At 44.5% G+C, this 13,164-nt stretch carries 14 protein-coding genes; 10 read left to right on the forward strand and 4 right to left on the reverse strand.

The features are described 5' to 3' along the window. Positions 1 to 15: 15 nt before the first annotated feature. Positions 16 to 678, reverse strand: coding sequence for a curlin subunit CsgB (locus tag ACVA6Q_RS06745; RefSeq protein ID WP_446646977.1), 663 nt, complete (start codon positions 676 to 678; stop codon positions 16 to 18). 348 nt (positions 679 to 1,026) lie between these two features. On the opposite strand from ACVA6Q_RS06745, the gene ACVA6Q_RS06750 reads away from it, so the two are divergent. From ACVA6Q_RS06750 to ACVA6Q_RS06760, 3 genes are read left to right on the forward strand one after another with little or no spacing between them, the layout of a single operon-like run. Continuing rightward, a complete protein-coding gene (locus ACVA6Q_RS06750; RefSeq protein ID WP_353498985.1) occupies positions 1,027 to 1,521 on the forward strand; it encodes a curli production assembly/transport protein CsgE in 495 nt (164 codons plus the stop codon). A gap of 10 nt (positions 1,522 to 1,531) precedes the next feature. Continuing rightward, positions 1,532 to 1,942 carry a curli assembly protein CsgF gene (locus ACVA6Q_RS06755; protein ID WP_353498984.1) on the forward strand — a complete coding sequence of 137 codons (411 nt, stop codon included), beginning with the start codon at positions 1,532 to 1,534 and terminating at the stop codon, positions 1,940 to 1,942. A 17-nt stretch (positions 1,943 to 1,959) separates the two neighbouring features. After that, positions 1,960 to 2,796 carry a CsgG/HfaB family protein gene (locus ACVA6Q_RS06760; protein ID WP_353498983.1) on the forward strand — a complete coding sequence of 279 codons (837 nt, stop codon included), beginning with the start codon at positions 1,960 to 1,962 and terminating at the stop codon, positions 2,794 to 2,796. A gap of 161 nt (positions 2,797 to 2,957) precedes the next feature. Here the strand turns inward: ACVA6Q_RS06760 and ACVA6Q_RS06765 are convergent, their stop codons facing one another. After that, complete coding sequence (locus ACVA6Q_RS06765; protein WP_446646978.1) at positions 2,958 to 3,638, reverse strand: LuxR C-terminal-related transcriptional regulator; 681 nt, start codon at positions 3,636 to 3,638, stop codon at positions 2,958 to 2,960. A 495-nt stretch (positions 3,639 to 4,133) separates the two neighbouring features. Between ACVA6Q_RS06765 and ACVA6Q_RS06770 the strand changes: the two genes are divergently transcribed. Together ACVA6Q_RS06770 and ACVA6Q_RS06775 are read left to right on the forward strand one after the other, a co-directional pair. Then, complete coding sequence (locus tag ACVA6Q_RS06770; protein ID WP_446646979.1) at positions 4,134 to 4,841, forward strand: hypothetical protein; 708 nt, start codon at positions 4,134 to 4,136, stop codon at positions 4,839 to 4,841. A gap of 65 nt (positions 4,842 to 4,906) precedes the next feature. After that, entirely contained in the window at positions 4,907 to 6,247 is a 1,341-nt protein-coding gene (locus ACVA6Q_RS06775; protein ID WP_446646980.1) for a hypothetical protein, read from the forward strand. A gap of 109 nt (positions 6,248 to 6,356) precedes the next feature. On the opposite strand, the gene ACVA6Q_RS06780 is transcribed toward ACVA6Q_RS06775, so the two are convergent. Then, on the reverse strand, positions 6,357 to 7,034 hold the full coding sequence (locus ACVA6Q_RS06780; RefSeq protein ID WP_446646981.1) for a LuxR C-terminal-related transcriptional regulator: 678 nt from the start codon (positions 7,032 to 7,034) through the stop codon (positions 6,357 to 6,359). A 374-nt stretch (positions 7,035 to 7,408) separates the two neighbouring features. Next, complete coding sequence (locus ACVA6Q_RS06785) at positions 7,409 to 7,609, reverse strand: restriction endonuclease subunit S (protein ID WP_112463026.1); 201 nt, start codon at positions 7,607 to 7,609, stop codon at positions 7,409 to 7,411. A 246-nt stretch (positions 7,610 to 7,855) separates the two neighbouring features. Here ACVA6Q_RS06785 and ACVA6Q_RS06790 point away from each other — a divergent pair, with 246 nt between their 5' ends. Genes ACVA6Q_RS06790 through ACVA6Q_RS06810 form a run of 5 tightly spaced genes read left to right on the forward strand, consistent with a single transcriptional unit; the run spans position 7,856 to position 13,164 of the window. After that, positions 7,856 to 8,812 carry an AAA family ATPase gene (locus tag ACVA6Q_RS06790; RefSeq protein ID WP_446646982.1) on the forward strand — a complete coding sequence of 319 codons (957 nt, stop codon included), beginning with the start codon at positions 7,856 to 7,858 and terminating at the stop codon, positions 8,810 to 8,812. 34 nt (positions 8,813 to 8,846) lie between these two features. After that, on the forward strand, positions 8,847 to 9,851 hold the full coding sequence (locus tag ACVA6Q_RS06795; RefSeq protein WP_446646983.1) for a DUF58 domain-containing protein: 1,005 nt from the start codon (positions 8,847 to 8,849) through the stop codon (positions 9,849 to 9,851). 10 nt (positions 9,852 to 9,861) lie between these two features. After that, complete coding sequence (locus ACVA6Q_RS06800; RefSeq protein WP_446646984.1) at positions 9,862 to 10,368, forward strand: DUF4381 domain-containing protein; 507 nt, start codon at positions 9,862 to 9,864, stop codon at positions 10,366 to 10,368. Then, the gene (locus tag ACVA6Q_RS06805) at positions 10,365 to 11,333 is read left to right on the forward strand and encodes a vWA domain-containing protein (protein ID WP_446646985.1); all 969 of its coding nucleotides are present in this window, start codon (positions 10,365 to 10,367) and stop codon (positions 11,331 to 11,333) included. Before ACVA6Q_RS06800 ends, ACVA6Q_RS06805 begins: the two co-directional genes overlap by 4 nt. Continuing rightward, positions 11,326 to 13,164, forward strand: coding sequence for a VWA domain-containing protein (locus ACVA6Q_RS06810; RefSeq protein WP_446646986.1), 1,839 nt, complete (start codon positions 11,326 to 11,328; stop codon positions 13,162 to 13,164). The genes ACVA6Q_RS06805 and ACVA6Q_RS06810 overlap by 8 nt, the downstream gene beginning before the upstream one ends.

A 13,164-nucleotide genomic window follows, 5' to 3' on the forward strand; every position in this document is an offset into this window, starting at 1 on the left:
CTGCTCTGATACCTCTTAGTTTCCTTGGTTTATATAAACTCTCATTAACGCCGAAGCATTAATAATGGCGGTGTCACCACCATCTTGAGAAATACCTAAATTTGCAGCCCCAGCACCAGCAACAACGGCAATGTTGTTATCACTTCGCTGAGAAATACTCAATTGACTACTTGCTAACCCGTAATTAGCCTGCCCGATTAACGCGAGGTTGTTATCGCCATTTTGCTCAATCAACGCTTCCGCGTTTCTCCCCAACTGGCCGACGTATGCAGCGTTCGAGCTTCCTGTTTGGGTTAGGTATGCGGTGTGGTTACGTCCTGACTGCGTGACAAGTGCGGTGTTGTTTGCTCCGTCACGCTGCACCACTTTGGCTTTGTTACCAGCCTTCGAAACACTGCCCCCTTCTTGCACAATTATGGCAACCGAATCAACGACATTAACTGAGTGAACTTCTGAGTAATTGTCTAAGTCAGAACTTGCACCAGTCACAAACGCATCATAATCAGTCACCACATTCTCACTCACGCCATCAAGAAACGTCCCTGGAGGTGCGCTAAGACCACCGTTTGGCGCATACCAAAATGTCGCTGCTTGTACAGAACCGCCAGCGGCAAAGACCACTGAACACAATACCGTCGTGAGCCCTTTAGATTTGAGCATTTTGTTATTTAAAACCATGCCTGTTTACCACTTCTTCCGTGATTATTTGGCGTATAAAAATGACTTGATATTTTGGCCAAGACTTTTCTAAAGCAAATTTAAAAAAGCCATTTTTCATCGCCTGACAGTTACTATTCTAAAATTGCACCATGACTTTATCTCTAAACTAAAAACGAGTTACAGAAATAATTCATTGATAAGTTGTCTTATCTAAAGGGCATTTATCGCGTCCGAAGTATGAAAAAAAACACCTAACTTCTAGGTCGTAAGTTTATGTTTAAACGACGGAGCTTAAGTTAGGCTTTAGGTTAGATTTTCACGAATCTATTTCTCATTTTTTAAAAGGATTTTGGAATGGGAGCCTTTATGACTTCAAAAATGCTTACATTGACGCTTATGTTTCTTGCGCTTCCTAGCATCGCAGATAACAGCAAGTTGGAAAACGGGGCTCCTCTCGAAAACGGAACCAAACTCGAAAATGGGAAAAAACTCGAGGAACAGGGAGATAGACTGAAACCGCCATTTTATAACTTCAACGAAGTGAGTGGCGTTATTGTGGATAGAACAATCACACGGCTGGGGGAAGACTTTTATTTTTTCTTTTCTCAACAGTTGAACGACCAATATCCGGATCTTCAAGAAAATCTCACTATTAATGAAATACCAACAGCGCTTTCAGGTAGCATCATCGAAGTCTTCCACTCAAGACAGGTAATTTACCGAACTGCGCTGTCCCCGGGTCGACGCCAAGCAAAAGACAGAGCTCAAGACGCTTTACGTGTGGTGAGTAACTACATCATTCGTTGGCAGGCTGAGCGCCTTTATTTGGATACCTTTGACCTAGAACATGATGAATTTTAAGGCGGCAAGGATGGCAAATTTATCAAGCAAACTCGCTCTTTTAGCTGTGATAGCGACACCATTTGTCCACAGTTCAGAGCTCGTGTATACACCTGTTAACCCAAGTTTCGGTGGCAACCCACTCAACAGTACCATACTGATCAACCATGCAAATGCGATCAATGACTACAGTGATCCAAACGCATCTACATTCGATTTTGAAGAAGAATCGGCGCTCGATAGGTTGGCTTCTAGTCTGGAGTCACGACTCATTAGCCAACTACTTGCTGATATAGGCAACGGCAATACCGGGCAGCTAGAAACCGATGACTTTTTCCTAAACGTTGTTGACGACTCCGGCACGCTACTGGTGCAGATCGTGGACAAAGTAAGCGGTGAATCAACGGAAATCAGTGTTTCAGGACTTAACCCCGACCTCTAATTTACAAGGAACGTATTATGAAAGGTCTAATTGCTATTGGCTTAGCGATATTGCTAAGCGGATGCGCGTATTCGTTGGATATTCCAGATACCGACGCATCACCTAAACTAATGCCGCGTGGCGCAACCTATACTGATCTCGTGTCACTACCTAGACCGGCAGGTAAAATTTTGGTTTCTGTGTATGACTTTAGGGATCAAACTGGTCAATACAAACCGCAACCAAACAGTAACTTTTCAACCGCTGTTCCTCAGGGCGGCACCTCACTATTGACGACGTCTCTATTGGACTCTCAATGGTTTATTCCATTAGAGCGTGAGGGACTGCAAAACCTTTTAACGGAACGAAAAATCATTCGAGCCGCTCAAAAGAAAGACAAAGTCATCTCCAATCACGGCGCAGACCTCTCTTCGCTTAACTCTGCCAACGTTGTTATCGAAGGCGGGATTGTGGCTTACGATTCAAATATTCGCACCGGTGGACTCGGCGCAAAATATCTCGGGATTGGCGCATCAGGGCAGTATCGAACCGATCAAGTCACTGTTAACTTAAGAGCGGTTGATGTTCGTAGCGGTCAGGTACTGCTCAGTATTACCACATCAAAGACCATCTCTTCACATGAAATGGGGCTGGGCGCATTCCGCTTCATTGATTACAAAGAACTACTAGAAGTGGAAATGGGATACAGCAATAACGAACCGGTTAACATTGCGGTTATGTCGGCCATCGATGCCGCAGTTATTCACCTGATTGTCAAAGGTATGGAACGTGGTATGTGGTCTGCTAACGACCCGCAAGCCATGTCTAACCCGATCATCGCAAGATACTCTCAAGCTGAAACGGAAATCCTCTAGCAACCGAGTAAGCAGTAAACAGGGCTTTGTGGAAAACGGAACTTACCCTTAGCCCTGTTTTTTTCTGTGAGAAAGTCAAAGACAAAGCGAGTCGCCGTCAAAAAAAGCGCCATTCTCAAATAGAGCATGGCGCTTTTTCGCATCCTCAATTGTAGCGCTTATTACTGTACAAACTCGCTCGATGCGACATTGTTTTTTACCCACAATAGAGCCTGAAGTCGGTTCTTAACTTTAATCTTCTTGAACGCGTTATGGAGATGCGCTTTAACTGTGTTCTCGCTAACAAAAAGCGTCTCGGCGATCTCGACATTGGATGCCCCATCACCCAACAATTTGATGATCTGTTGCTCGCGTTTTGTTAGGCGAGTGTAGTAAGGACTGGTCTTCGCACACTGACGACGACGGTAGAAGTGAACATACTCATAAACAAGCTTACGACTCATCCAAAGCTCACCAGCTAAAATGCGTTCAAAGCCTGCGACGAGAGTTTCGATAGTATCTGAATCATAGAACACACCCACCAAGTTTTGCCATTTCAGCATTTCTGCATGAGCAAGGTTGGTGGGTGCATTGAGCAGGATCTCTTGGGTGTACTTCTCTACCCCTTCGATAATTTCAAGGTACTTTGATGCATTGGCACTACCAATAGTGGCATAGTCAATGATGATGTAGTCGGTGTCACTACCCAGCGTTTCATCACGATGCCTATACAGCGTTTCAGGAGACACTAAACGAATGTTGAGCGCAACCTTCTGCTCAATAGAGTCTTTGAGTAAGTTAGATTGCAGGCTATTACCTGCAAGAAGAATGGCATGAGGGGTGATGTCCTTATCTTGGGGCATGTCTAACTCCTTGTATGTAAATCTTTCAAAGCTTCTAAGCTGAAAGTATAACAGAGGATTTGGAGCACGTTACTTCGAGGAAACAAGGAACCAACTGTATACGGCTTTATCTTCAATGACTTATTTAATTTTCTCACTAATGAGAATAGCTTAAATGGAATCATGTTGTTCAAGATAACCTTATACAACCTAGTTTAGAGCAGTCTTGTCACTAAGGATTTTTACGGAGCCTACTAATTATCGTTGAGCCGTAGTCATCTTACGAAGACCCACAAATCACACATGAACCTTAGTTTATGTTTCTAGCCCCATTACCTAAACCAAATAACCACACTCTAAACATTCTAATTAGCCGTACCTAGCTAAGACTATTCATCCTAATTACTAGGGATAGTTTATGAAGCGTTCCACTGTTTAAACATAGTATTTAATTACACATGAAAATAAACTCCGCGTGCCGCAACGTAACGTGGGATAGAAAACTAGGTCGTAATTATGAAATGTACATTACTAGGCTTATCTCATTTCTCAACGCTTAACACCACTCTGTTCAAGAGCGCAGTCGCTATTCTCGTGAGCATTGTATGGCTATTAAACAATGCACCATACGCAGAGGCAAGTGTTTTAAAGGGTTACTCCATACCGCTGGCAAGCAAAATTGATAACAAAGGTAAATTTGGATCAGGTATTCAACTTACGCCGTTTGGGACGATTAGAGATATCGAAAATCAACGAGATTTAGCCTCCACAAGCGAGCTCAATTATTCAGAAATAGATATTAGTAGTGAGGGAGGTTCCCAGGCAGATATTTATCAACAGAGTGATGGCTGGGGTACCAACTGGGCTCAAGTTTACATAACCGGTGATGGTAATTATGCACTTGTAGCACAGCAAGGCACACAAAACCAAGCTTATGTATCACAAAATGGCAACGATAACACCGCTTTATTACTCCAAAAGGGTGTCAATAATACTGCACTAGCTCTGCAAGAGGGGGATGAAAACCTAATTTTCGTTGCGCAAAAGAATGGAATAAGGGGGCGTCATAGCAAAGTAAGTGTTTCTCAACAGGGCGACGGGCATACAGCGGTTATATTGGCAGGCCCAAGAGCAAATGTAGGCATTGAGCAGGGAGGCAATTCACCACAAGCGATTGTAATGGATATATCCAGCGCTATGTCGGTAAACGTAGTGAACCAATAAATATGTGGTGTTAGTAATTTACAACATCCATAAAAACGGCAAACCATTAAATTAAGGAAGAGACAATGAAATATACGATACTAGCAACGTCAATCTTGTTATCGTTTAGTGCAGCGAGCATAGCAGATACTAGTGATATCGATATCTATGGTAATGGCAACAAGGCAACAGTAACACAAACCGATACGTTCGATAGTAAAGCAACTATTACAATAGGTACATCTACTAATGACGTTGAAGGAAACAAAGCAACTATCACTCAAGATATGACAGATGAGTACACGATAGGAAAAGCACAAGCGACCATTGCTCAACAAGGTGACGACTCTACTGCTTATATCAAGCAAACTGTAACTGGATATAGAGGTAATGTTAACGACTATGGTATTACCCAGATTACACAAGAAGCCGGCACGTCTGACAACAGAGCAAGACTCATTCAAGATGGTACAGGTAAAACAACGATTACCCAGAAGGGTTATACGTCAGGTTCCACCGCGAAAATAAAGGCCTATGGCGACGGAAACACCAGCATCGAACAGCACGCTGCAACCAATGCTACCGCCTCTATTAATGAGCGTGGTAACAAAACTATGTTTATTACTAACAATAATAACATCAAACAGATCGGTACTGATTTAGAGGCTACCATTAATCAACGAAGTGGTACCGGTAATAAATCTTCTATCTTTCAATTAGGTGGTGCTAGCTCAGACCTTACAGCAACGATCACCGTCAATGGTAGCAACAACTTCAATAAAGTTTATGCTCAAGAAGGTCAACGCATAGGTCTTGCCATAGGCGTAAAAGGAAATACTAACAGCACTGAAGCTAATCAGAATGGTACCGATATTAATACGTTGGTCACAATTGATGGTAACGACAACACAACAACTTTGTCTCAAATCGGCGCGACTTTGGGGGCTGGGGTCGTTGTTGAAGGTAACACTAACACAACAACTTTGACTCAAGACGGAAACTTTGTGCTAGCTGGTGTCTTTGTTGATGGTGACAAAAACATGACAACTGTAACTCAAAAAGGAGATTCTATGTTAGCTGGAGTCAGTATTGGTGAAACTTACATTGACGGTGGCACCAACATTGAAGGGAACCGTAACCAGACAGTTGTTATCCAAGAAGGAGATCATACGTTAGCTGGAGTTAGCATTGATGGCAACAGCAACTCAACAACTGTAAATCAAGACGGTAGTTATATCGTAGCCAGTGTTGATATTGCAGGCAGTCGTAACGGCGCATCGGTTATGCAGTCTGGTCTTGGCCAATTAACAACACTTAACATTGACGGTTCTACTAATACAGCTACCATCACCCAAACGGGCAGTATGAACACAAGCAACAATACTATGCAAGGTAGCGGAAATATTATTACTGTCGCCCAAAACTAATCAGTATTCTGGATCAGTAAGGTAACTTCTAAACACAGAAGTTACCTTGCTAGAATTTTAGTTAAGTAAGTATATATCCACAACAGTATGCGTAACACGCTCATGATTACTAAATATACTCATGAGGCGAAATATTCTCCTTCACCCAAATCAACGCTTGCAGTCGGTTGCTGACGTTAATCTTCTTAAACGTGTTATGTAGGTGGGCTTTTACGGTGTTCTCGCTTAGGAACAATTCCTCTGCAATCTGAATGTTTGTCGCACCCTCACCGAGCAGTTTTATGATTTGTTGTTCTCGTTTGGTCAGGTTCGTATAGTAAGGGTTGGTAGACGTACATAGTCTTCTACGGTAAAGCTGGATGTATTGATGAACCAACCTACGACTCATCCACATTTCGCCAGACAAAATGCATTTGAATCCTTTGATTAGTTTATCCATTTCATCGTCGTTGTAGAACAGCCCAACTAAGCGCTGCCAACGTAGTAGTTCGTTCTGCTGTAAACTGGGCTGCGCATTGATAATCACCTCCTGCGCTTCTGCGTCTAAGTACATTCGAAGCTCATTGTACTTTTTCAAGTGATGATCATTTAACGTAGGCTGGTCAATGATGATAAGTGATACGTCTTCATCACCAGGATGCCCTCGATAGTTACTAAGCCGATCTGGGGAAATAAGCCGAATATCCATATCCAGATTTTGCTCTAGCAAGTCTTTTAGCAAGCTAGACTGTAAATTGTTTTCCGCCAACAATACTGCACGTTGGCTCTTCAAGTGAGCCTTTGTCATTATTCACTCCATGTGATGAGTTGTGCATGTTTCTAATTACAAAGTTAATAATAGGGTGAAGTATCACCTAATCGTCAAGCCGATATTTTTGTGATAAAAATCACAATGAAATCGATTTCATTAGATTAAATACATTTATAACAGCAAGTTAGAATCACGTCTCACTTTTGAGAACACTAAGAATAACATTGACAAATAGTCAAATAATTTACCGAACGGCACAGAACGAATGGAAAAATCAAACGATAGTTTATTTATTCGATTTAATTAATGGGTTACTTATGTCATTTTTTGAAGATATATGTAGAACAATATACCCTCGACAACGATTTATAAGTGGCGAGGGTTTTATAATCTGATTCTAAGACCTAAGCCTAATGAATAGGTGTCTGGTTATCTTTATTAAACTTGCCAAAATACTGCTCAAGTACTTCTGGCGTTAACTTGCCTTCAGCTTCTAGTCGCTTTAGCTCTGCCGCAATTTCGCGCTGCTCTTCAATCGATGGCAATGCCACCTCAGGTTCAGATTCTACCTGCGAAGCCATTTGCTCTAACTCTTTCTCAAAATCGCTCATAATGATTAACCTCATCAATACTTGTAAACTGTGGCGATTGTACTTGTTTTAGCGAGCAGGTACCAACATTGCGTGGAACGCACTACGCAACTGTTTGCTTTTGCGTCGTTTTGCTATTGAAGTTTTGATTAAACTCCCCAAAGTTATATATTTACAAAACAATGACCTAGAGTTTGGAACTTTTCGCTCTTCAACTTTTCTATGTTCTTACCTATGTTCTTATATCTGCAATAAGGAATTTTCATCATGCCAGCACAGTCTTTCCAACAACTACAACGTTACTTGCAATCCCAAGTTATTGGTCAAGACAACCTTGTCACGCAACTACTCATCGCCCTACTCGCCGACGGCCATATTTTGGTTGAGGGTCCTCCAGGGCTTGCGAAGACTCGTGCCGTAAAATCTCTGGCTGATTGTCTTGAAGGCAGCTTTCATCGCGTGCAGTTTACTCCGGATCTTTTGCCTTCTGACCTCACTGGCACCGACATCTATCGACCAGAAACCGGTGAGTTTCAATTTAAGCCCGGGCCAATATTTCATTCATTGATCCTTGCCGATGAGGTAAACCGAGCGCCTGCTAAAGTGCAAGCGGCAATGCTGGAAGCCATGGCAGAGAAGCAAATCAGCGTAGGGCAAACTACATACGCGCTTCCTGAACTGTTTTTGGTGATGGCGACTCAAAACCCTATTGAGCAAGAAGGTACCTACCCGCTTCCAGAAGCGCAGCTTGATCGTTTTTTACTCCATTTGGAGGTGGACTATCCAAACGAAGAGAGCGAACTCGCTATTCTGAGACTAAACCGAGGTGAAGCTCAGGGTGAACTCCAACAGTTTGAAGGCAAACTCAGCCAAGAGACCATCTTTAAGGCACGCCAAGAGGTGTTAGCGATCCATATGGCGGAAGCCATTGAGCGTTATATCGTTCGATTGGTCATGGCAACAAGGCAGCCTGATACCTACAGCCATAAGTTGGCTAACTGGGTAGAAATGGGGGTGAGTCCGAGAGCGACGATAGCCTTGGATCGAGCCGCTCGTTCCCACGCTTGGCTTTCCGGTCGTGACTTCGTCAGTCCTGAAGATGTTCATCAAGTCATTTATCCAGTGTTGCGCCATCGTTTGTTGCTTAGTTACCAGGCTCAGGCTGAAGGTGTCACTGGAAACATTGTTATTGAAGAGCTTCTCAATACCGTGGCGTCAGCGTAATGGCTAAGAGCGTTAGAGGATTTGGGAGAGTAATATGTTGAATCAACTCAAATCAGCATTGTCTCGTGGGATACCAAGAAAACACGCGCCTAGAGATACGCTTCAGCAATTTATCGAAGACGGGAAACTGCCAAAGGCGACCAATGGAGCAACCGTCTCCATTGAAGAGCTGTGTTTTTATCAAACGCACAGCCTGCGTTGGCAGCCACCAGCAAAAAGTATTTGGTCACAGCTCAATGGTGCTCATGCAAGTCCTCGTAAAGGACGTGGCATGACGTTTTCTGAGGTAAGACAATATCAAGCAGGGGATGACGTTCGCCAAATCGACTGGCGAGTGACAGCTCGAACAGGAAAAGTACACACTAAGTTGTTTACAGAAGAGCGCGAGCGCCCAGTTGTCCTATTTGTGAATTTCACTGCGAGTATGCTTACAGGGACAAAACTACTGCTCAAATCCGTACAGCAATGCCATTTGGCGGCGCTGTTGGCGTTTGTTGCACTCAGCAGCAAAGATCGTGTGGGTGCTGTGATTAGAGTTGGTTCTGAGCTCATCGAGATTAAGCCATCCAGCTCGCGTACATCAATTATGCGTTTACTCAGTCAACTGTGCGAGCAACACAATCACTTTTTACAGCACAGGCCGTTGTTACAAGAAGAATCGCTCATCGACCCATTCAACGCGTTAAGCAACCTTTGTAAAAAAGGTAGCGAGGTGATTGTTTTAGGTGATTTTTCAGAGCTTGATGAATCTCATATCCAAGCCATGGCTCGTTTAGCGCAGCACAACCGAGTGCGAGCCGTGCAGATCTTTGACCCTATTGAAACTGGGCAAACTCACGCTCGGGGGACTCAGAAAGTCATCGGCAAACATCAAGAGCTCACACTCGACTTTTCAAGTGCTGGCATTAAAAGTCATATTGCAGACGCCTTTGGCGCCCAACACCAGCAGCTAGCAGCTGAGTTATCAAAAAGCGGTATCGCCCTATCGCTGATTTCAAGCGGAAACCCGCTGCTTTCTCAACTTATTCGTTTTAATTAGTACCATTATTATGAACGCATCAACGCAAACTCACCCGCTGCCTCTACAGCCACTGCACCTTCCTGAAGCACCCGGGATGTGGCCACTTCCGTGGGGGTACTGGGCAATACTCGCGAGTATTATTATCACTGCTTTACTATTGATTTGGCTAACGCGCCGCTACAAACACAAAGCTCGGGCTAAAAAGGCCGCCATTAAGCTTATTGAAACCCATTCTGGCTCCTCGCCCTCTTCGGCAATCGAGATCGTTAGGCAAGCCGCACTCAGTTATTTCCCTCGTGAGGATATAGCCAAACTAAGTGGTGAGCAGTGGCTAGCCTTTCTTGACTCGCAGCTCGATGACCCTCGATTTAAAGCGAAGGCTCTACAGTGGCAACACGTACTGTATCGAAAAGCGGTCAGCAGCAATGACACAAACTGCAAAGAAACGGCTCATGCCCTCGTGAACGATTGTGTCCATTGGGTTCAATATGCCCTTCCTCCAAAACGTAAGTTCAGAAATTGGAAGCAGTCATGAGCGGGTTTAGTTTTGAATGGTGGTGGATGTTTCTAGCGCTTCCATTACCCATAGTCATTTACCGGTTGCGTTCTGCTCCAGCCACGCGGGTGCAAGTCACCTTGCCACATATGGATGGAATACATGCACGCATTAACCAACGCGATAAACTCTGCAAGGTAATGGCGGTTTTGGGTTGGGTTGCTTTAGTCACCGCTAGCGCTAGACCCGTTTGGTTTGATGAGCCTATTACCGTCTACCCTAAGCATCGCGATATGATGTTAGTCATTGATTTATCGTACTCTATGTCTCGTGAAGACATGCTGCATGATGGCGACTATGAAGATCGCCTTTCGACGGTAAAACGTGTGGTTTCGGATTTTGTCGAGCGCCGTGAAGGGGATCGCTTAGGGCTGGTCTATTTCGCTGACCATGCTTACTTACAAACGCCACTGACCTTCGATCGCAAAGCGATTCAAACCCAGCTCAACCAAACGGTTCTCAAGCTGATTGGAACCCAAACGGCTATTGGCGATGGAATCGGGCTTGCCACTAAAACCTTTATCGATGGCGACGCTCCGCAACGCGTGATGATTCTACTCAGTGACGGCAGCAATAATGCTGGCGTACTCGACCCAATAAAAGCGGCAGAAATCGCAAAACGCAATGACACCACCATCTACACCATAGGTATTGGTGCTGGTGAGATGCAAGTACGAGAATTTTTTATGACGCGCACCGTCAATACCGCAGAAGACCTGGATGAGAAAGCACTGATCGATATCGCAAAGCTCACTGGCGGGCAGTACTTCCGTGCTCGCGACGCCAAAGAGCTCAATACGATCTACGATACCATCAATGCGCTGCAACCGGTTCAAAAAGCGACTCAGTCTTGGCGACCACGCACTGAATGGTTCCCTCTTCCTGCTTCTCTTGGGCTAATTTGCCTTGTGCTCATTACCATTATTAGGAGAAATGATGTCTAGTTTTCAATTTCTCTACCCTCAAATGCTTTGGCTTATTGCACCTGCTATCGGCATCTTGCTTTGGCTCGCGACAAATCAACGCTCATCAGAGATCATTGCTAGTCACCTAGCCAAAGCACTTGGGCAAAGTAAATCTAAAGGTCGCCATCTCTATTGGTTATTCCCTCTTTTGCTCTTAACTATCATTGCGTTGGCAGGGCCAAGCTTTGGCAATGCACAAAAGCCAGGAGCTCAATCAGCGAATGCGAGAGTGTTAGTGTTAGATATGTCTCAATCGGTCTACGCTACTGACATTAAACCCACGCGTCTTGCGCAGATCCGCTACAAAGCGCTCGATATTTTGCCTCTTTTCGACCAAGGGCAAACTGGACTCGTCGCCTATGCTGGAGACGCTTATACTCTTAGCCCATTAACCACCGATGCGGCGACACTCGCGAATACCATTCAATACCTTTCACCAGAAATCATGCCGTTCCAAGGGGCACGAGCCGACCTTGCTGTCAAACAAGCCGTCGGCCTAATGGAGCAAGCGGGAATGAGCCAAGGCGAAATCTTACTGTTTGCCGATGGCCTAAGCACTAATGAGTCCGAGCAGATACAAAAACAGCTTTCAGGGACTGGGTTTAGTTTATCGATTCTTGCCTTTGGCAGTCAAAGTGGCGCTCCTATCCCACTTGCCAATGGCGCTCTGCTTACCGACAGCAAAGGCAACACTGTGGTAGCCAAAACTCCCTACGATGAAATGCAAAAACTGGCTAAATCAGCCGGCGGACAGTTCACCAGCTATCAAAGTGATAACGTAGATATTGAGCGTTTGGTGAACACATCCCGCTATGAACAAGTCGCTGGCAGCCACAATCAATCACTCGATACTCCTATCAATCACGGGTATTGGTTAATGCCGCTAGTGGTGCTGCTAGTTTTACCATTGTTTCGTAAGGGCTTTGTATTCTCGATATCTGTAGCGATGTTACTCTCTGCCAGTTACGCGCCATCTTCTCAGGCATCCCTTTTAGATAGTGCCTTTAAAAATCGCGTTCAACGTGGCGTTGAGGCATTTTCTCAAGGCAATTACCAGCAAGCGGCTGAACTGTTTGATGATGCTAGCTGGAAAGCAGCCGCTTATTATGAAGCCGGAGATTATTCGTCGGCAATCGCCGCATTAGAGGGACTAAATGATGTTAACGACGTTTATAACAAAGGCAATGCTTTAGCTCAATCTGGCGAGATTGAAGCCGCTATTGAAGCTTATAAAAACGTATTAGATCGAAATCCAGAGCATGAAGATGCAAAATACAATCTAGATCTCTTACAGCAACAGCAACAGCAACAGCAACAGCAACAGCAACAGCAACAGCAACAAAAGCCTGAAGGAGATGCAGAGGACAAGCAAGGTCAGTCGCAAAAAGACTCTAACGAAAGCGCCTCTCAAGACAACCAATCGCAACAAAGCCAATCAAGTGAAGAGCAAAACCAAAAGCAATCGCGAAATAATGCATCGAGCGAGAGCGCTCAAGAGCCCAATACGAAGTCACATGATAACTCTGAGCAGCAAGGTTCGAATCCACAAGCCGGTGAAGATCAAAATGAACCAAAACAGTCTCCCACCACGCAACAAGCAATGAGTAGCGAGGCACCGCAAACGTCTAATGAATCAGCCGAACAAAGCCAGGCTATAACCTCAATTAGCCAACAACAAGAAGCCAACGCGGACTTACGTCAACTGGAGCAAGTAGAAAGCGTGCGTGACCCTAGTTTGCTTCTTAAAGCGCAAATGTTACTTCAAGCCAAAGACAAACCGGCTCCGTCTGCAACGGACAACAACTGGTAG

It is taken from the genome of Vibrio sp. DNB22_10_4, assembly GCF_052879755.1.